Here is a 19,436-nt window from a genome sequence, read left to right as displayed (position 1 = left end):
CGAGTCGTCGGTTATCGTGTGGTATTTTTGCTTTGCTTTTCCTGACTGGGTTTTGAGCGATTTTTCTTTTCAGTAGAACGGCCAAAGACCATGTGTTTCATATGACTCAGCTGAGAATCGCGTTCTTTGATGGTCGCCTTGAGTTGATCGACTTCAGCCTTATTATCCTTTTTCATCAAGGCAATGGTGTCCAGTAATTCCTGCTCACGAACCCGGGTCCGTTTCCACAGACCCCGGTAGTGGTTGACCTGCCATTTGAGTTCAATGAACTCCTGCCTAGTCAAAGTGACTTGAACAAGGCTGAAAGGAGTACAGGATTGTTCTGAAGTGCATTCAGGCTTAATGATTTCAAGAATCTATCAAGGATAGCTGAGCAGGGCTATTTATGCTTGAATAATTGATTTAGCGAATGGTTACGTAGAAGTTGTAAATTATGTCAGATCTAACTGATTACATGGACGCCATGGGTGTTTGTCCCAGTGATGCTGAAGCTTGGGAAAATCACCTGAGCAATATTTCTGAGCCAGATGACTCAACGGTAATCACTTATGAAAGGCTGGAAGCTCAAAACAGGCAGTTGAAAGAGTGTGCTGCACGCTATGGTGCAGAGGTTGAAGCCTGCACCATCAAAATCATGGAAGAACTGAAAGCCTTAAACCAGATCATAAGATCATCGGCTCTTTATGGCATTAAAGAACAGCATGACCAGTTAGCTGTTCTGGCCAACCGATTAAAAAACACCTAATCACCAACCTGCCAGTGCTGTGAATGTGTACTGGCAAGAAACTCACAAGGATTATCAGTGTCTTCAATGACCCAGAGCTTTCGGCAGGCTCTGGATAATGCCACATAGAGTAACCGCTGCTCCATTAAACGTACTTCTTCTTCGTCGCCCTTATCTTTGGCATTATCGATTTTACGGATGTCCGGGTAGCTGTGACTTGAAATATCCGGAACAATGACAAAGGGAAACTCAAGCCCTTTGGCAGAGTGCGCTGTAATAATGTTTACGCATCCATCTCTCAGAACCAGCCCCTGTTGTTTATTAAACACTTCAGCCTGAAGGCCTTCCGCATTTAACAGTCGGCAGTATTTTGCTGCCGAGTCCCAGTCTTTCGTGATAATGCCAATCTGGTTGGCGTTAACGCCGGAAGTGACTTGGTCCATCACAATTTCAACAACAACTTCAGGGTGTTCCTCCAATGGTCGCTTGATCAAGCTCGGTTTGTCACCTTCAACAACTGCGTCAGACAAGCCCGTTCTGTCCTCTGGGCGACTCATGGTTTCATTTCTCAGCGGTGCCAACGCAGTCAGGATCTGGCGAGTCATACGATAAGAGTTTTTCAGTGTGTGACTATTAGCTCTATTGAATCGAAAATTCTTATGCACATTTGTCCCTACCGGAGATTTGCTATAAATGGATTGCCCCCCATCGAGGCAAAGCATCACAAAACCTGGATCATCCAACATATGCATCAGAATTCGCAAGCTGACAACAGAAAGATCCTGCGCTTCATCAATAAATAATGCATTGAACCTCTCAGGCATAATGTTGAGCCCTTCTTCAAACGCTCTGAGAACTTCAAGCCTTTTACGACTGAAAGAGGTGTAGTTATATTGTTTTAGTAGTTCTTCATACACTGCATAAACCTGCCATATTTTGGCTCTGGCAGATCGGAGTAACGGTGTTTTCCTGCCCACGCGCTTAAAAGCCAGATACTCTGCTTCTGTCTTTAGGTTGTTTGCTTCAATTACTCCTTCAATTTCGTCATAAACAAAGTCCAGTCCTTTGGTTTCATCCAGGCTGGTGACGACAGCAACATCCAGACTAGGGTCTTGAGAAAAACAGACAGATATTTTATTTTTAAAAAAATGAACCAAACCGTTTGGAATAACAGGTTCCCGTACTTTTCTGATGGCACATAGGCTTTGAAAAAGTACATAAATATTACGATCAAAGGTCGTGAACGATAAATTAATACCTTCCATATTGCCTGGGTGAATAGCATCAAACAGTAACTTGTTCGTTTTAACCAGCGAATGCGTATACGTTATAAACCCTATGTTCTGGCCGGTACTCCATAAGAACTCTGTGGCTCGCTCCTCAACCAGCTTCTTCATTCGATACAAGGCAATCAGCGTTTTTCCTGTTCCCGGACCTCCAGTGACTTTGAAAGATCCACTATTGAGAGGCTTATCAATGATCTCCTGCTGCCTGCGATCAAGTTTTAAAAGAAAGTTCTCAAGTGGCTGTAGGGCTATATCCTTGAGAGTCTGGGTAGCCCCCAGACTGTAGAGCTTACCTATATGATTGAGCTGCGGCGCGGTTATATAGTCCTGCAACCGAGCATTGATATCTTCCGGTAACTTGTCGGATGCAAAGAGACTATGGCGTGAATTTTCCAAAATGATTTGATGGTATTCATCCGGAATATGGATCAAATCCAGTTCGAACTTTTCTATCTCGAAGAAATCATCAACCTCTGGTGTTTTTTCAGAGACCTGAGTTTGAGGAAGTACCTTACTCTTCTTAACGGTGTAAACCTTCTTGCGCGGTTTCTGTGGAACAGATAGGCCTTCAGGAAGAGGCTGTTGAACTGCGTCTTTCTGCTCTTTTGGCAGTTCACCGACGGGTACAGTTGAGACACTGTCCAGTACTCGATAGCTGTTTTCAGTACGCTTAAAGAAGGCCAGTAAGACAATGTTTTTGTCTTTTTGGTTTATGAAGAATGGCAGACGATAATCGCCCAGACGAACCCTGTGCATGCCATTTCGACCTGTCAGAGTCTTCAGGTTATTGTTCTTTGCAAATGGGTTTGCGCAGATCGTATCAAGGTGGCGCTGAGCCTTATGCTGTTCAGAGGGTGGAATTTTTTTCAGATCGTGATGGTATTGTTCATTGAAAAGAATAGGCCAGGCCATGACGGGAAAACACTCGGGCATGATAGAGACAGGTACTGTACGACATACGACTTTTAAAGAAAATGGTGGAATTTACGGCTGCAAGTGATGTGAGAAGTAAGCATTACTTGTGTCAGTCCGTAAGACTTACCTTGACTAATGCCTTGTTACTTACCCATGATGAAATCCCTGCTTTCCAACAATGAACAGGTTACTCAGAACTCCGTAAATTAAGGCGTTATACTTACTTACAAATAGCAGTGATTTTGTCAGATTTCTTCTTTTTTTATTAAAGCCCGCCAAAAGTGAAAATGAGTGTAAAACGTCAAGTTGTTCACTTTGGCCTAGGTTGTTGGGTCTTTATCCGGAGTAATTGCCAGAGTGTTTGAGATTCTAATTTTCACTGCTGTTTTCTGTGCCGGCATCATTTTTGAGAGGATTCGCAAGCAGAAAAAATCAGCATCGACAGTCCCCCCCCAAAAAAAAGAAGCTCAGAAAAGCAAAGATGCTGTACCAGCAACATCAGTCACCAGAAAAAGTTCTCCTTCAAACAGGGTAGTGATACCTGAACCGAGGGTATCGGTACAAAAAACTGCGTCTTTTGAAGATGAATCTGTACCTGACTGTGTTCGGGAAAGTCGTACCCGTAGCCAATACCTAAAAGAAAAATACAAAGATATTTATAAAAAGAAGTCGATTGCCACAGCAGGTCAGCTTGACTCGTTAGCTGTAACTATGGTTGAAGGTAGCAGCACTGAGCTTGAGAAAGATGGCATCTCAATCAAAACTGCAGCGCCTGAATCAGTTGAGACAGTCGCAAAACCTGTAAATATTGAAAGCGACTCGATACCCGGTTGCGTTCGTGAAAGTCGGGCTCGCAGCCAATACCTGAAAGAAAAATATAAGAATTTGTCTCAGGTTGAAAAAGTCACATCCACCAATCAGACAAAGCAGACTGCAAGCTCTTATAACTCGGAATATGGAGCTGAATCAGAGAAACCATCAACAAAGAAAGCAAGTCAAAAAGAAAGCAAACAGGCTGCTTCTGTTGTTTCAAAAGCATCTGTTTATAAATCAGAGTTGTTGAAAAATATCGGCAATGATTTTCCTGTCAGTATGCTGACTGTCGGTATGGTTGCTGTTTATCATGATACTCTTGGGGCAGGGAAACTGCAGTCGGTTAGAACCAGAGAAAATGCTTCTCCTTTGTATGAAGTTTTGTACGCTTCAAAAACCTGTACCCACAATACCGATATTTTTCACGCTGATGGTTTGATTACCAGAATAATGCTGGCTCCGTCCATTGAGGACAAATTATTCATGGTACTGGGAAATGATATTTCTGGTAATAAACTGAAATACCTGTTTGATCCGAAGAACAGGTACCTGCCAGAAAATCAGAAAAAGAAAACCAGTGTCAGTATATCAGCATCTTTTAGCAGCCGTGATAACAGAAAGGAAATCTCACTCAGTAAGACAAGAACTAAACAGGTGCATACCCGAACTGGCAGCAGTTACTACAATGGCTCCGACCATACTCCAGCAGGGCTGGTGAGCAGCAGCTTCAAGAGTACCTTGCAAACAAGATCTAACAAGCATCGTCAAACGCACTGTTATGCGTGCAAGACTTCATTGAGTTCAAACTCTCATGCTAAGTGCAGTAAGTGCAATGGCCTGATCTGTGAATGTGGAGCTTGCTTCTGTAGAGTTAGCGATAGTAACAAGTCCGACTTAAATACTACACCAGTCGTCAGTAAGGGGGCCGACTACAAGACTGACCCGCAGCGCTCAGATACAGAAAATGAAACTCTCGCAGAGGAATACTTTGACCCAGGGCCAATATATTTCGGGCCAGAGTTCGATCATTGTGACCAGGAATATTACGACCACCTATCTGATGCCAGTCCTGATTTTGGTTATGCAGAAGATTTGGAGTGGGATGAACGGTGAAGATGAAATTACACAAGGCTATATCTGATGTATGAAGAAATCTCGCCAGAGTCATATGGACAGTCAGAGTTTGGTTCAGATGGGCACAGGCCTATTGTTGAGGTGTCCGTCTTCACAGTAAACCACCAGTTTTGACCACTGGTTCAGGGCATAGCTCATGGCCTTATGGGTAAGAGTATCCGGTATCAGCCGGGTGACGTTTTTCTGTAGCCACTGGTGCAGGTCATCAAGCAGTGGCTAAGGAATAGTCTAAAAATAACTTCCTGATTTGCGCCTCTCAGACAATGGTCAATACTTTGAACCATTGCTGGAGGTGACTATGGCTACATACCCCTCATTAGTAAAAAAACGCATGAGAACTTTCTATCGATCACTCAATGAAAGGGATCGTCGGCATTATGCCACTATTGAAGCTATTAAGCTCGGTCATGGCGGTATTGGTTATATATCTCAGGTGCTGGGCTGTGATCAGAAAACCATTAGCCATGAAATTGCTGAGCTGGAGTCAGGAGGTGGATGGTTTTTTTAAACAGATTGTGGTTTTGCAGGCCGAGGCCCGTTGAGCAGTCCCTGATCAAGTGCGCACTATTCCTCAACCCCGTGCCGCAAGCAAAGCTGTGCGCAGATCATCGTAGTTGGTGATGGAGGGATATTGAGAAAACTCCGCAATCACGTTATCGGGTGCCTTGAACAGAAAACCGGCATCTGCTTCAGAGAGCATGGTGGTGTCATTGTAGGAGTCACCTGCAGCAAGAACCCGGTAATTGAGGCTTTTCAGTGCTTTTACCGATGCGCGTTTCGGGTCTTTCTGCCTTAACTTATAGCCGGTTACCTTCCCTGATTCTGCTACCTCCAGGCGATGGCAGAACAGTGTCGGACGACCCAGCTGAACCATAAATGGATCGGCAAACTCATAAAAAGTATCCGACAGGATAATTAACTGGAATTCACTGCGCAGCCAGTTGACAAAATCCACAGCGCCTTCCAGCGGCTTCATTCCGGAAATCACTGCCTGAATTTCATTCAACCCGAGTTTATGTTTATCCAGTATGGATAAGCGCATGGTCATCAGCTCATCGTAATCGGGAATATCACGTGTCGTTGCCCTGAGTTCGTCAATACCGGTATGGGTAGCAAATTCAATCCAGATTTCCGGAATCAGTACACCTTCAAGGTCAAGACAGACGACATCCATTGGTTATTCTCTCTTTGATGGTTAGACTTATTGCGGCCTGACAGGCTGGTTGAGAATATAGCATAAACACCTATAAATATAGATATTAATTCTATTATCGGCTAAATAGCTGCTGCTACAATAAACCACCACCGGCAAATGAAAACCATCCCCCGGGAGAACTGGATTATGAAAATCACCATGGTCAAAAAGATAATGGCCGATGGCAACCTCTGCAAAAAATGCCAGGAAGTGCAGGAAAGACTGGAGAGTTCAGGTCATATCAATCGCATTGATCAATTCGTCACCGCCGTTGATGGTGACCCGGACAGCACAGGCACTTTACTGGCAAATTTGTACCAGGTAGACAAAGCACCTTTTTTCATTGTTGAAGAAGAAGGCTGCGAGCCAGCGATTTACACTATCTATTTTAAGCTGGTAAAGGAAGTACTGGAAAAAGCGGCTTGAACCAAGCCGCTTATAAGGTAGTTACTGGTTTGGTAGCTGAACATGTGAAAAGAGTTCATCCACTTCCGCCTTGTTATGACGAAGGATTGCTTCCTGAACCACATCTTTGGTCAGGTGAGGGGCAAACTCTTCAATAAAGTCGTACATAAATCCACGCAGGAAAGTACCACGCCGGAACCCGATCTTGGTAATGCTTGGCTCAAACAGGTGATCAGCATTCAGGGGTACAAGGTCAGAATCCAGTTCGGGGTCGTAAGCCATTTTGGCAATGATCCCGACGCCCAACCCAAGGCGCACATAGGTTTTGATCACGTCAGCGTCAGTGGCAGTAAACACTACCCTGGGTGATAACCCTTCATTCATAAAGGCTTCATCCAGCTTGGAGCGACCTGTAAATCCGAAAACATAGGTTACCAGGGCATACCGGGCAATATCTTTCAGGCTCAATTCAGACACCTGGGTTAGAGGATGATCCCTGGGTACAAGAACACAGCGATTCCAGCGATAGCAAGGCATCATCACCAGATCGTTGAACAGATCCAGTGCTTCCGTTGCGATAGCAAAGTCAACGGAACCGTCTGCTGCCATTTCGGCAATTTGGATGGGAGTGCCCTGATGCATATGAAGAGCAACATCGGGATACTGACCAATAAACTGCCGGATAATGCCCGGCAGGGCATAGCGAGCCTGCGTGTGGGTTGTGGCAATGGACAGACTGCCCTTTCGCTCGTCACTGAATTCCTGGGCAACCTGCTTGATCGACTCAACTTTTCTAAGGATCTCACCGGCTGTATCAATGATTTTCTCACCAGCCGGGGTAATGCGGGTGAGATGTTTGCCACTTCGGGCAAAAACCTCAACGCCAAGTTCATCTTCCAAAAGCCGGATTTGTTTGCTTATACCGGGCTGGGAAGTGTATAGACTCTGCGCTGTAGCTGATACGTTGAGATCGTGGTGGGCGACCTCCCAGATATAGCGCAGTTGTTGCAGCTTCATTGATGGCCTCCGGTCGGGCAGGTTGTGCTGACAAAAATGAATAGATTGAAATAGGATCCGTTAGTTCTATAAAGCATAAAAGAATGACATTAAATTCTTTTCCAGAATACAAGCCAGTCAATATAGTTACCAGCGAATCATCAATTTTTAGTCAATATTTTCAAACATCGCCTTGGCTAGTTATAACTTTAGACCATAGATTTTGGGATGCTTATGGATTTTCTAACATATATTGCCACCGGTGCCGGCGTTGGTTTTGCGGTTGGCCTGACAGGTATCGGCGGTGGTTCATTGATGACACCACTGCTGTTAATGTTTGGCTTTCCGGCTCATATCGCCATTGGAACGGATCTGATGTATGCAGCCATTACCAAGTCAACCGGAGTCATTGTCCATCATCGTCAGAAAAGTATTGACTGGACACTGGTCAAAACGCTCTGTGCTGGCAGTCTTCCTGCCACAGTCCTGACAATTGTGCTGCTCAAGTTTTTTTTTGACAGAAGCGCTGATTATAGCCCGATCCTTACACTATGCCTTGGGATAATGTTAACCCTCACTGCGCTGTCGCTATTTATGAGTCCTTTTTTGAAAAGAAGACAGCTCTCAGGTGTCTCGATGATTCCACAGAAATATCAGACACCTTTAACATTTATTGCCGGTATCTTCCTCGGGGTTCTGGTCACACTTTCATCGGTGGGGGCCGGAGCACTGGGCACTGCCGCTATTGTCCTGCTCTATCCGCTGCTGAAACCCGTCAAGGTAGTGGGTAGCGACCTGGCTCACGCAGTACCGTTAACGTTGCTGGCAGGCTTTGGCCATATCTGGCTGGGTAATGTCGATTTTGTGCTGTTAGGCAGCCTGTTGATTGGCTCTATCCCTGCTATCTATGTAGGAACCCGTGTCGGCATGAAGCTACCGGATACCTTCATGCGCATCATATTGGCCATTATTTTGCTCGGACTGGGCCTGAAATACCTTTTTTAACCCTATCCAGGGTTGCAGCCCTGTGTCAGTTTGAATAAAGTGGAAAACCCTCACCAGGCCAATGGAAAACCCATAATTACCAGGGCTTTATACAGGGTGAGGTGACTATCTGTCAGTATGGGTGCCATATTTTCATCTGGCATCAGGGGCTCAGGCCACTGATCAGGAGATTTTAAACCAGTCTTATTAAAAAAACGGGACCGCGCACATGGCTGTATTACCCATTGAAGACCTTAATATTCAATCTCAGGAAGTTCTGTTGAGTCCGGAACGCCTTAAGGCTGTGATTCCGATGACTGAGGCAGCAGCAAAAACGGTTTCTGAAAGCCGTGAAGTAATCAGGGATATTCTCGATGGCAAAGACCATCGCCTGTTTGTCGTCATAGGCCCCTGCTCAATCCACGATGTTGCTGCGGCGAAAGATTATGCCCAACGGCTGAAAGCCCTCAGTGAAGAGCTGAAAGACACATTGTATCTGGTGATGCGTGTCTATTTTGAAAAGCCAAGAACCACGGTGGGCTGGAAAGGCCTGATCAATGACCCGCATTTGAATGACTCATTTAAAATTGAAGAAGGCCTGCATATCGGTCGCCGCCTGTTAATGGATGTTGCCGAAATGGGCATTCCTGCCTCTACAGAAGCACTGGACCCGATTTCGCCTCAATATCTTCAGGACCTGGTTGCCTGGTCTGCAATAGGAGCCAGAACCACTGAGTCGCAGACTCACCGCGAAATGGCCAGCGGCCTGTCCTCGGCCGTTGGCTTTAAAAATGGAACCGATGGCGGATTGGAAGTCGCGATCAATGCCCTGCAGTCTGTTTCCAGTCCACACCGGTTTCTCGGGCTGAATGGCCAGGGGCAAGTGGCTGTTACCCATACCAAAGGCAACCCCTACGGCCACATTGTTCTGCGTGGCGGTAACGGCAAGCCAAACTACGATTCTGTCAGTGTTGCACTGTGTGAAAAGGCGCTTGAAAAAGCCAGCATCAAGCCAAATATCATGGTGGATTGTTCCCACGCCAACTCCAATAAGGACCCTGCCCTGCAACCGCTGGTTATGGAGAATGTGACCAACCAGATCATTGAAGGCAATCAATCCATTGTCGGTCTGATGGTGGAAAGCAATATTGGCTGGGGCAATCAGAAAATGACTGACAACCTGAACGACCTGCAATACGGTGTTTCTATTACTGATGCCTGTATTGACTGGAAAACCACAGAGAAGACGCTGCGCAGCATCAGGGATAAATTGAAGGATGTTCTGCCGGGTCGTCGCTAGTCAGACCTGATTTTTCTCACATAAACAGCTCGATTTGCTCGGGCTGTTCGTCTATTGAGTTGATCTTGTTATCCTCTTCAACCTGAACAGGCTCAACCACACCCGGAAGCGATAACTGGGTATCCGGTGGTGTAAAGATCTCCATCGTCTGCTTTTTGCCATAACTGACTTTACGTTCCACCGGCATATTACTGATTCTTCGATCAAGAATCGCTGAGCAGATCATGCAGACCGTGGATAGATGGCCATTAACCAGCACCTCGTAGCGACAGTCACTGTTCAGGACTTCGGTACAAAGCGTACGGTCACTTCTTGACTCAATATCCAGATTTGCCTCAACCAGATGGCGCACAGCACTGCCGTCTTCGGTGACAAAAAAATTGGATAAAATGGCCTGTTTATAACGCTTCACAGTTCCGTCGGACTACCGGCTGAGTAAATGAGCTTGGGATTTCAAAAAGGCGGGAGAAGATACACCATTATTTCAGAGAGTTATACCGGTATCTTTACCCTTTTTTCAATAGTGGGTAAAAATACCATTAATAAAACGTGAAAAACCATAGCTTTCCCTATTCAACATCAGAAAAAGGCTGATATTGTATTTTATTGATCAACCAGATCTTACGTCCACCTGGTGCATTGACCACAACTTCATCGTCTACCTGACGCCCAACCATTGCCCTGGCCATGGGGGAGTCGATGGTAATGTGGTTGTTTTTCACATCTATCTCATCGGCACCCACTATACGGCAATGGAGTATTTCACCTTCTTCGCTCTCCAGCTCAACCCAGGCACCGAAAAAAGCCTTGCCTTCCTGCTCTGGCGAATAATCGACAACCTTCAGGATTTCAAGCCGCTTGGTCAGGTAGCGTATGCGTCGGTCAATTTCCCGAAGCTGTCGCTTGCCCTCTTTATATTCCGCATTCTCACTGCGATCCCCAAGCGCAGCAGCCTCAGAAACAGCCTGCGTGACTTCAGGGCGCTTAATTCGCCACAGATATTGAAGCTCCTGCTCAAGATTTTCCTTTCCGGCACGGGTAATAAGGGGAGACTTCATAAGGTGGCACCGAACACCAACGGTAAAATTGAAACAACATTGAAAAAACGGAGAAAGGAAGTGGATGCCACCTCCCTCTATTGATCTGCCTTATTTGTAAAAAGCATTCTCAGTATTACTGTGATCCGTCACATCACGAACGCCTTTCAGCTCCGGAATACGCTCCATCAGTGTTTTTTCAACACCATCCTTGAGGGTCATATCGACCGCAGCGCAGCCCTGGCAACCACCGCCAAACTGCAGAACAGCAATGCCATCATCCAGTTCCACCAGGGATACCACGCCACCGTGGGAAGCCAGCCCGGGATTCACTTCCATTTGCAGGAAGTAGTTGATCTTCATATCAAGAGGGCTGTCTTCATTAACGTTGGGCATCTTGGCGTTGGGTGCCTTGATGGTCAGCTGACCACCCAGCTTGTCTTCAGCAAAATCAACCACCGCTTCTTCAAGAAATGGCTCACTGGTGCTTTCAACATGGCAGTTGAAATACTCAAGCTCCAGCGTCAGATCACCCTCTTTCTCTTCCCCTGGCTTGCAATAGGCCAGGCAGGTTTCCGCATGGGGAGTGCCGGGGTTGCTGACAAACAGGCGTACACCAATCCCCTCAACCCCCTGTTTTTCTAATAATTGGGCAAGATACTTCTGTGCGGCTTCAGTGAATGTAATGTTCAACGCAACACTTCCTCTATTAACTTCAGGGCTATTCTATGTCATTGGGGCGCTTCAGAGAATCCCTACCTGGCAACTCGGTTATTCAAAACGGTTTCATTTATGGGAACAATCGGGGAGAATAGTTCGCATTTGCAATTCATCGTCCTTTTCCTCGACAAGCAAGAGACCGATAATGAAAGAAACCATCAGCATTCTGGGTTGTGGCTGGCTGGGCATGCCATTGGGCGAACGACTGGTAAAAGATGGCTATCCAGTCAAGGGATCAACCACCCGGGAGGAAAAGCTGGGAGCTATTTCTGCGGTTGGCATGAAGCCTTATATTATCGGTCTTTCACCAGAGCCTGAGGGTGATATTGACTCGTTTCTGGATACCGATATTCTCTTTATCAATATTCCACCCGGAAAAGGCGATGGCCAACCCCACTTTTACCTTCGCCAGATGAAGGCACTGCTTAGCCGTATTGAGCAGTCCCGGGTTAAAAAAATTATTCTGATCAGTGCCACCTCCGTTTACCCGCAAAATAACGTTGAAGTAACGGAAGACGATGCCGTTCGCATTGAGTCCCCCTTCTCTGATACTGCCTGGCTGGATATTGAGCAGCTGTTCACGGACCATGACGACCTGAAAACCACGGTGCTTCGCTTCTCAGGCCTTATTGGCGGTGAATATCAGCCAGGGCGCTACTTTTCCGGCAGAGAGCTGGGCGGCGCTGATGATCCGGTGAATATGATACACCGGGAAGACTGTTTGCAAATCATCGGGCAGATTATTGCTAAAAATCTGTTTGGGGAAGTCTTTAACGCCTCAGCGGATGAGCACCCTACCCGTCGTCAACTCTATACCCGGTCCTGCGAAATCATGGGCATTGAGCCGCCCGTTTTTATTGACAAACCCATGCCCTATCGCCTGGTGAATTGCGATAAATTGAAGAAAGCGCTGAACTATCAGTTTGTTTATCCAGATCCATTAACAGCATTGTCTGACTAGATCTACTTCGGATATTTAATTGGCATGGTATATTCCTTGAGCGGATGGAATATACCAAAAACCATTTAGATGAGTGTAAGCCAATGAACCCCTTTTCCTTAGATCCTGACCCAGCGCCCACTTCCTTCAGAACCAGCAACACCAAAACCGTTGATCAAAGTTCATGTTTTGGCAACCGCCATGTTATTCCTGGTTCAGGTTCCAATGAACCTGCAATGAATCTGGACACCAGAGAAACTCCATTTTGCAGCAACCTGTCGCAACGCAGTATAATACTGTCGCAAATACGGTCTTTTCTTAAACCTGAGGCAAGTGAACAGGCAGCAAATATCCTGCTCGATATTATAAATATTGAATGCCAAACCCTGAGAGGCCATAAAATATATCTTCTCAGCCAGGAAGATATATCCAATTTTATTTTTGAACGCTTTAAAGTGAGGTCGAATTATCTACTACGCAAGTTTGAGAATACGTTATTCAGAAATATTAATGAGGACTTACGGACAATCTCATTATTTACGGAATTTAATATAACCACCGAAATGGCAATAAAAAGTTTTGTACATAGTGAATATTGCCCAAAAACAGCAGGTACGAATATTTTTTTCCGGGCAGGCAAATTCACTTGTGTCAATGACGAAATGGGCCGCAGCAGAAATTCTATCCTGAAAGAGAAAATTTTTGACCCTAAAACGATCAATCAACAGGGTCAGGCCTATGGTATTGGCTTATACAGTACTCCAAGCATCGCTGCCGCCAGGGGTTACCTCCATAAAGGTTATAATAAAGGAAACCCAGTCACCATACTGGCCATATTCATTAAACCAGATATAAATATCCTGTCTCTGGAAAATGACAGTCCATTTTCCTGTTTTCTGGACCACCAATATCCAATGTTTAAGAAAACAATAATGAAAGATATAAGACATGACAAATGCCATATAGAAAACTGCCTTTATATCATGCCCGCAGCAGAAACCCGATATGGTTATACATTGATTAAGTCGCCAGAAATAATCAGAAAAGTTACCCCTTATGATTACAGCTTGCTAACAAAGCTACACGTGCCTTTTAACCGTGATGAAATCAGTGGTTATAAGATGACACCACGGCCAATGTCAGCTAAGTTACAGCCTGAATATATCAAGCATGATTTCATTGAAGTAAATCCTGATTCTGACAAGTTGTATCTGCCAATTTATCGTTATGCTGCCAGAAATCGTTTTGCAACCAATAGGGAGTTCCGGGATAGCAATTGTAAACCAGAGAACCAGGAGGAGATCTGCCAAAGCAACTATAAATTCTTCACAACCATAGATGGAATCAATTATCTAATCAGGCCATCAGCTCGACCATATGAACTTTGCAGGGATTTTTCATCACCTGTATTTCATGTTCAATACAAGCTTTCAAAAAACAGGCTAACACCATCTTAATTTGTCTCTAAGGCTAACCACACTGCCAATAATGATTATTGTCGGAGCCTTTACCTTTTCGGACTCAATAATTTTATTAATGGTGGCCAGAGTTCCGGTAAAGACCCGTTGATTCCTAGTAGTACCCTGTTGAATCAAGGCTATGGGCGTCTGCGGATTCCTTCCATGATCCATTAACTCCCGGCTGATGCGGGGAAGCCCCAGCAACCCCATGTAGAACACCAGCGTTTGACCGGGGTCCAGCATTTCCTGCCAGTTCAAGGCGTAGCTGCCATCTTTCAGATGCCCGGTGACAAAGCGGACAGACTGGGCGTGATCCCGGTGGGTCAGGGGAATACCGGCATAACTGGCACAGCCGGAAGCGGCAGTAATACCAGGCACCACCTGGAAAGGAATACCCTCACTGGCCAGCGTTTCAATCTCTTCACCACCACGACCAAAGATAAAGGGGTCGCCACCCTTCAACCGCAAAACCCGCTTGCCCTCTTTGGCCAATGCGACCAGCAGGGCATTGATCTCTTCCTGGGGTCGTGTGTGTCGATCCCGCTTTTTACCAACGTAGATATAATCTGCATCCCGACGACAAAGTGCCAGAACATCTTCAGACACCAGCCGATCATGCAGCACAACATCCGCCTGCTGCATTAACCGCAGTGCTTTAAATGTCAGCAGATCTGGATCACCCGGGCCTCCGCCCACCAGATACACTTCGCCGGTTTTCTGCTCCGATGTGTTGGCCAGGGTCTGTTCAATCAAACTCCGGGCTCCCTGCAGATCACCTGTCAGCGCCTTTTCCGCAGCAGGACCTGCCAACACATTCTCCCAGAAATACCGGCGGTCATTGATCTCACTGAACCGGGCCTTGACCATATCGCGACACTCACCTGCCAGTGCCGCCAGACGGCCATATCCCCGGGGCAACAGCGTCTCCAGTTTCTGCCGCAGCAGACGGGCCAGAACCGGTGCTTTACCACCGGTGGAAAAGGCAACCACCACCGGAGAGCGATCAACAATCGCCGGCATTACCGCATTACCGGCTTGTGCGTCATCCACCACATTAACAAACAGCTGTCGCTGCTGTGCCATCCTGGCTACCTGGCGGTTAATACCCTCATCATCCGTTGCCGCAATGACCAGACAGACATCGTTCAGGTCATGGTTTTCAAAGGTTTTTTCCAGCAATTGGTGCTCACCGCTGGCAAGAAACTCACGAATTTCTGCCGATATCTCTCTGGCCACCACTCGAATATTGGCACCAGAGGCGTTGAGAAGCCTGATTTTACGCAGGGCGATATCGCCACCACCCACCACCAGACAACGCTGGTTACGTACCTGTAGAAATAATGGCAGATAGTCCATGTTTTTCTCGTTATTGATATAGCTCTGTTTGACATAAGGTTGCAGGCACAAATGATGTAAGCCTGCGGTTCGCTGGCCGAACCATGTATGGGCCGAGTTTACCAGCCTACGACAGAATAAAGATAACAATATTTTCTTATCTTTTATTATTAAAAGTTATAAAAAGCCGGAAGCTGAACGGAGGATAGGGAAAAATCCGACTTCTCACTTATACGACTATAAGAGTACAGTTGATAGTAAATATGACGATATAGCTTTTTATACTGTTATTGCATCACTCCGACATAACCATAAAGAGAATGCTATACAGTTCATGGCTGTTTATATCCGAATGAGACTACTCCCCTCTTTCACGGATTGAAACGCGCTTCAGGCCCCTATCATTGTTAGCCGCTTTATGACCAGTCAAACTATTGAAAACCCAGCCCCAAACAGGGACTTCCTGCGCAATCTCTGGCAATTGGCACTGCCTATCTCCCTGCAATCCATGATGTTCTCAATGCTTGGATTGATCGATATCTTCATGGTCTCCATGCTGGGTGAAACAGAAGTTGCTGCGGTCGGCATGGGCAACCGGATTTTCTTCTTTAACCTGATTCTGATCGCTGCCCTGGGCAGTGGCATGAGCATTCTGGCGGCGCAGTATATCGGTGGCCGAAATATGGATGGTTTGCGTAGGACGCTGGTTCAGACGATCATTGCCACACTGGCCATCACCACCCCATTTGCCATTGTCTACCTGCTCTTTCCAGAACAGATCATGGGCCTGATCAGTGAAGACCTCACGCTGAAGGCTCTGGGCAGCAGCTATTTATTCATCACAGCGCCCTCCTTTCTCTGCATAGCGGTCACCATCCCGCTGGAAGCCCTGCTGAGAACCAATAACGACGCAAAAACACCGACACGCATCGGTTTTATCACCATTCTTATGAATGTGCTGTTTAATTATCTGCTGATCTATGGCCATTTTGGCTTTCCAGCCCTTGGGGTTGCCGGTTCGGCATGGGGGACAACCATTTCCCGGTTGATTCAGGTGGGCTTGCTTATCTATTACATCCTTGAGGTTCGCCCGGGGCTCAAACCGGTAAAAGCTGACCTGTTGCAATGCAAGAGTCGTAAACACTGGATGAAATACATCGGCATCTGTGTTCCCATGCTGATTCAGGACGGCCTCTGGTCATTTGGTCTGGTGCTTTACAACCTGATGTTTGCCCAGATGGGGGTTGTTGAGCTGGCGGTGATGAGCGCCATCTCTTCCGTTGAAGGCGTGCTGATTTCCCTGTTTATCGGGTTCGCTATCGCTACCTCAATCATACTCGGGAAGGAGCTCGGCGCTGGAGAATTTGAGCTGGCCTGGAAACAGAGCCGTTATTTTATGCTGGTCGCCCCGGCCACCGCCCTGGTGATCGGCGTTGTTACCCTGATTTTCAATGAGCAGATCGTCGGAATGTTTGGCAAATTTCAGGGTGACACCTTGAAAATGGCCAGTGAGGTGCTGATTATTGCCGGATTTGCCCTATGCATCCGGGTCATCAACCTGACCGGGATTGTTGGTGTACTGCGCAGCGGCGGCGATGTGAAAGCCACGGCAGCCATTAATATTATTGGTATGTGGTTTGTCGGTGTACCGCTGACCTGGGCAGCGGTGAACATCTGGCATTGGCCACTGCATCTGGTGTTTATCTGCGCTCTGATGGAAGAAGTGACTAAAGCAATTCTGGTCCTTTACCGGGTGCTGGCAAAATACTGGTTGAAGAATCTCACAGTTGAATGCTAAACCAATCGCCCTGGCTAATTCAGCAAGGGCGACTTGCTCATGGTCTGGATGTTTGTTGAAGAATCTCCGCCCAAAAAGAGTCCACCTTCTCGCTGATGAATTGTTCAAGATCCTCATTCATGAACCTTCTGCGAGAATCTGCAACGCCAGCAGCACCTTCAATAATCTCCTGTTCAGAGAGTCCCTGGGTATCCGGGCTGTACTGTTCCAACAATAACTCGGTGTTGCTCTCTGTCTTACCATGCCAAACTGAAAATTCAGCATTTCCCTTTATTAAAAGATCAAGTAATTGAGGCTCAGTTTTAAACATGTCAACAATATAATTCTGAAAATCGGCTTTATTCCTGATGCCTCTGATGAATTTTATTTCAAGTTCATCCATCACTTCCGGCTTCAGTTTACCAATTTCTCCAAAACGCTGAAAAACATGATTCTCCGGGAATTGACAAATACTTCGGGAAAATTGATTCTTGATACGCCCTCTTATCTCAGTGGATTCACTGGCTTCTACAAGAAGAGTTCCATCACTCTTGCTTGTAGTAGACATGGCTTTGTAGAGTACTGACTCATTAAAAAATAATTTTAACTTCTTCAACAAGTCGAATATCTGAACAATATCATGCCCTGCCTCCAGCTCCCGCCTGATATTAATGAAAGCCATTCTCGTTTTGATTTGATCGATGATTTCCGAAGTATGATCCTGACAATCATGGTCATAAGCAGCGTCAATCATCTCAGTGATTTCAGCACCGGTATCTGCCCGCAGATCTTCCGGGAGTGTTATCAGATGTTCCAGGATTTGTAATAAGCTCAATTTAAGCTGATTGTTTCGGTCTCTGGCTGCATTCACTTTTCCATGCAGCCTGTCTATTGCGTGGTGAAGTTCAGAATCAACGGGAAAGCTACTGTGTAATTCCTGCTGGCATCTTTGAATATTGCTTTCGATCGCAGAGGTGGCACCAGGCTGATAGTGACTTTGCCTGCCCCAACTCTGTTGGGCACGTTGAGTATGAACCCTGTTTTGACGCAGAATTTCAGGTACAGTCATTCCATCCACTAGTGTTTGTCCATTATACAAGTTAAACACAGCTTCCCGCTCGGATCTTGCAGCCTCTTCTTGTTGCCATTGATGATCACTCACGGGTAAAGAATACAAATGCGGATGACTTTCCAAAGGTTGGGCCAACCGGTGTTGCTGTTCGGGTCGTAACTGTTGCTGGCAATCTTGAATAAAATGTTTGCCCTTGTGTTCCTGCAAAAAAGAGCATTTCGGGTAAAGTCTGGCATGAACCTCATCGATGGTACTAACTCCCCACTCCTGTTGCCACTCTCCAATGGAGCCTCCGCAGGAGAAACAGAATATTTTTTTTTCATCCAGTGACAAATAAAATCCTGCATCGGATAGTCTAAGGGCATTTCTATTACCATGAGGAAAATCATCCAGGAATTCTACACACCTCGATGCATAGTGCTTAGCGAAAGAGTACATTCGCTCTGTCGCACATGCCATACGTTGGTTATAAATCGTAGCAACCGGCTCCACGTCAGAGGGCACCGTTTCAATATTATTAATTTGATGGTTATCAATGGAAACAGTTCGCTGTCGGCTACCTGATGGTGCCAGTAAATGATAGTCGCTGCCTGATGCTTGTTCGACCAATTGCGTTTGATCAGATGATGCGGCTACATTTAATGTCTCTATTTCATTAGCCAACAAAAATACTTGCTGAATACATTCATTCACATGGATCAATTTCCTGAGTTCAGCATCCTCAGGGGGAATATCGATACCAGGAAGATACACTTCGGCGCTACCCCTGAAGTTATCCATAAAAGACTGTATTTGGAGCAATGCCCTTAGCGAAGTTAATGTATGAGCATGGCCATGAATAGTAAATGCATAAGTTCTTACCGGCTGGTGTTGATGACTCTGAAAACCTGCATCCCGTGGAAATGAGCGCTCAGGGAGATCAGCACCACCAACAGCCCCCTGATCAGATAATAAATAGTTGTTCGGGCTGGCAATCGACCTTACACCGTATAGACGATAACTCGAACCATCAGTATCTGGACGGTTACTATTAATCGCCTCATTCCCATGAACAGTTCTCTGTGTAAGCTCCCCGGGTGTGATATGATCCATCATGATTCTCCTTGAGTTCATTATGACCGTTAAATATTTGAACAAAATTAATTAATAATAGTGTTTTAGATTTCAAATGTGGCTATCAAAATGGTTAGATTGACTAACCATTTTAATGATGTCCGAAAAATTTCAGGATGACACCTTGAACATGGCCAGCCTGGGTGTTGTTCTGCGCTCTGATGGAGGAAGTGTCTAAAGCGATTTTGCTGCTTTACCGGGTGCTGACAATGCACTGTTGAAGTATCTCA

19 protein-coding genes are annotated in these 19,436 nt (G+C 46.0%); 9 read left to right on the top strand and 10 right to left on the bottom strand.

Annotated elements, in window-relative coordinates:
* Positions 1-11 precede the first annotated feature (11 nt).
* On the bottom strand, positions 12-284 hold the full coding sequence (locus ACO6VE_RS00265) for a hypothetical protein (RefSeq protein WP_422445000.1): 273 nt from the start codon (positions 282-284) through the stop codon (positions 12-14).
* Positions 285-433: 149 nt separating this feature from the next.
* Here ACO6VE_RS00265 and ACO6VE_RS00260 point away from each other — a divergent pair, with 149 nt between their 5' ends.
* Positions 434-745, top strand: coding sequence for a hypothetical protein (locus ACO6VE_RS00260; protein WP_422445002.1), 312 nt, complete (start codon positions 434-436; stop codon positions 743-745).
* On the opposite strand, the gene ACO6VE_RS00255 is transcribed toward ACO6VE_RS00260, so the two are convergent.
* Positions 742-2,766 carry a 3'-5' exonuclease gene (locus tag ACO6VE_RS00255; RefSeq protein WP_422445004.1) on the bottom strand — a complete coding sequence of 675 codons (2,025 nt, stop codon included), beginning with the start codon at positions 2,764-2,766 and terminating at the stop codon, positions 742-744. The two genes, ACO6VE_RS00260 and ACO6VE_RS00255, sit on opposite strands and share 4 nt — an antisense overlap.
* 516 nt (positions 2,767-3,282) lie before the next feature.
* Here ACO6VE_RS00255 and ACO6VE_RS00250 point away from each other — a divergent pair.
* Entirely contained in the window at positions 3,283-4,851 is a 1,569-nt protein-coding gene (locus ACO6VE_RS00250; protein ID WP_422459078.1) for a hypothetical protein, read from the top strand.
* Positions 4,852-4,926: 75 nt separating this feature from the next.
* On the opposite strand, the gene ACO6VE_RS00245 is transcribed toward ACO6VE_RS00250, so the two are convergent.
* A complete protein-coding gene (locus ACO6VE_RS00245) occupies positions 4,927-5,085 on the bottom strand; it encodes an IS66 family transposase (protein ID WP_422446131.1) in 159 nt (52 codons plus the stop codon).
* Between the two features lie 85 nt (positions 5,086-5,170).
* On the opposite strand from ACO6VE_RS00245, the gene ACO6VE_RS00240 reads away from it, so the two are divergent.
* Complete coding sequence (locus ACO6VE_RS00240; protein WP_422459076.1) at positions 5,171-5,380, top strand: hypothetical protein; 210 nt, start codon at positions 5,171-5,173, stop codon at positions 5,378-5,380.
* A gap of 63 nt (positions 5,381-5,443) precedes the next feature.
* On the opposite strand, the gene thrH is transcribed toward ACO6VE_RS00240, so the two are convergent.
* Positions 5,444-6,046, bottom strand: a complete 603-nt coding sequence (gene thrH / locus ACO6VE_RS00235) for a bifunctional phosphoserine phosphatase/homoserine phosphotransferase ThrH (RefSeq protein WP_269674403.1) — start codon at positions 6,044-6,046, stop codon at positions 5,444-5,446.
* 168 nt (positions 6,047-6,214) lie between these two features.
* Between thrH and ACO6VE_RS00230 the strand changes: the two genes are divergently transcribed.
* Positions 6,215-6,493 (top strand): hypothetical protein, encoded by a 279-nt coding sequence (locus tag ACO6VE_RS00230; RefSeq protein WP_422445010.1) that lies wholly within the window; start codon positions 6,215-6,217, stop codon positions 6,491-6,493.
* A 21-nt stretch (positions 6,494-6,514) separates the two neighbouring features.
* Here the strand turns inward: ACO6VE_RS00230 and cysB are convergent, their stop codons facing one another.
* Positions 6,515-7,489, bottom strand: coding sequence for an HTH-type transcriptional regulator CysB (cysB, locus tag ACO6VE_RS00225; RefSeq protein WP_101747347.1), 975 nt, complete (start codon positions 7,487-7,489; stop codon positions 6,515-6,517).
* A 213-nt stretch (positions 7,490-7,702) separates the two neighbouring features.
* On the opposite strand from cysB, the gene ACO6VE_RS00220 reads away from it, so the two are divergent.
* Both ACO6VE_RS00220 and ACO6VE_RS00215 read left to right on the top strand, forming a co-directional pair.
* The gene (locus tag ACO6VE_RS00220; RefSeq protein WP_422445013.1) at positions 7,703-8,473 is read left to right on the top strand and encodes a sulfite exporter TauE/SafE family protein; all 771 of its coding nucleotides are present in this window, start codon (positions 7,703-7,705) and stop codon (positions 8,471-8,473) included.
* Between the two features lie 208 nt (positions 8,474-8,681).
* Positions 8,682-9,752 carry a 3-deoxy-7-phosphoheptulonate synthase gene (locus ACO6VE_RS00215; protein ID WP_422459074.1) on the top strand — a complete coding sequence of 357 codons (1,071 nt, stop codon included), beginning with the start codon at positions 8,682-8,684 and terminating at the stop codon, positions 9,750-9,752.
* A 16-nt stretch (positions 9,753-9,768) separates the two neighbouring features.
* Here the strand turns inward: ACO6VE_RS00215 and ACO6VE_RS00210 are convergent, their stop codons facing one another.
* The 3 genes from ACO6VE_RS00210 to nfuA all read right to left on the bottom strand — a co-directional run bounded on the left by ACO6VE_RS00210 (position 9,769) and on the right by nfuA (position 11,482).
* Positions 9,769-10,164 (bottom strand): hypothetical protein, encoded by a 396-nt coding sequence (locus tag ACO6VE_RS00210; RefSeq protein WP_422445017.1) that lies wholly within the window; start codon positions 10,162-10,164, stop codon positions 9,769-9,771.
* 157 nt (positions 10,165-10,321) lie between these two features.
* Positions 10,322-10,810 (bottom strand): transcription elongation factor GreB, encoded by a 489-nt coding sequence (gene greB, locus ACO6VE_RS00205; protein ID WP_101747351.1) that lies wholly within the window; start codon positions 10,808-10,810, stop codon positions 10,322-10,324.
* A 90-nt stretch (positions 10,811-10,900) separates the two neighbouring features.
* A complete protein-coding gene (nfuA, locus tag ACO6VE_RS00200) occupies positions 10,901-11,482 on the bottom strand; it encodes a Fe-S biogenesis protein NfuA (protein WP_422459072.1) in 582 nt (193 codons plus the stop codon).
* 172 nt (positions 11,483-11,654) lie between these two features.
* Between nfuA and ACO6VE_RS00195 the strand changes: the two genes are divergently transcribed.
* Positions 11,655-12,470 (top strand): hypothetical protein, encoded by an 816-nt coding sequence (locus ACO6VE_RS00195; protein ID WP_422459070.1) that lies wholly within the window; start codon positions 11,655-11,657, stop codon positions 12,468-12,470.
* A 44-nt stretch (positions 12,471-12,514) separates the two neighbouring features.
* Positions 12,515-13,906, top strand: a complete 1,392-nt coding sequence (locus tag ACO6VE_RS00190) for a hypothetical protein (protein ID WP_422445023.1) — start codon at positions 12,515-12,517, stop codon at positions 13,904-13,906.
* Here the strand turns inward: ACO6VE_RS00190 and cysG are convergent.
* Complete coding sequence (gene cysG, locus ACO6VE_RS00185; protein WP_422459068.1) at positions 13,892-15,265, bottom strand: siroheme synthase CysG; 1,374 nt, start codon at positions 15,263-15,265, stop codon at positions 13,892-13,894. The genes ACO6VE_RS00190 and cysG overlap by 15 nt on opposite strands.
* A 397-nt stretch (positions 15,266-15,662) precedes the next feature.
* Between cysG and ACO6VE_RS00180 the strand changes: the two genes are divergently transcribed.
* On the top strand, positions 15,663-17,042 hold the full coding sequence (locus ACO6VE_RS00180; RefSeq protein WP_422459066.1) for an MATE family efflux transporter: 1,380 nt from the start codon (positions 15,663-15,665) through the stop codon (positions 17,040-17,042).
* 37 nt (positions 17,043-17,079) lie between these two features.
* Here the strand turns inward: ACO6VE_RS00180 and ACO6VE_RS00175 are convergent, their stop codons facing one another.
* Positions 17,080-19,188 carry a hypothetical protein gene (locus ACO6VE_RS00175; protein WP_422459064.1) on the bottom strand — a complete coding sequence of 703 codons (2,109 nt, stop codon included), beginning with the start codon at positions 19,186-19,188 and terminating at the stop codon, positions 17,080-17,082.
* Positions 19,189-19,436: the final 248 nt, after the last annotated feature.

Source organism: Endozoicomonas sp. ALB115 (assembly GCF_049310245.1).
Classification (GTDB): Bacteria; Pseudomonadota; Gammaproteobacteria; order Pseudomonadales; family Endozoicomonadaceae; genus Endozoicomonas.
Note: the sequence above shows the minus strand (reverse complement) of the source record. Positions and strands in the feature narration are given on the sequence as shown.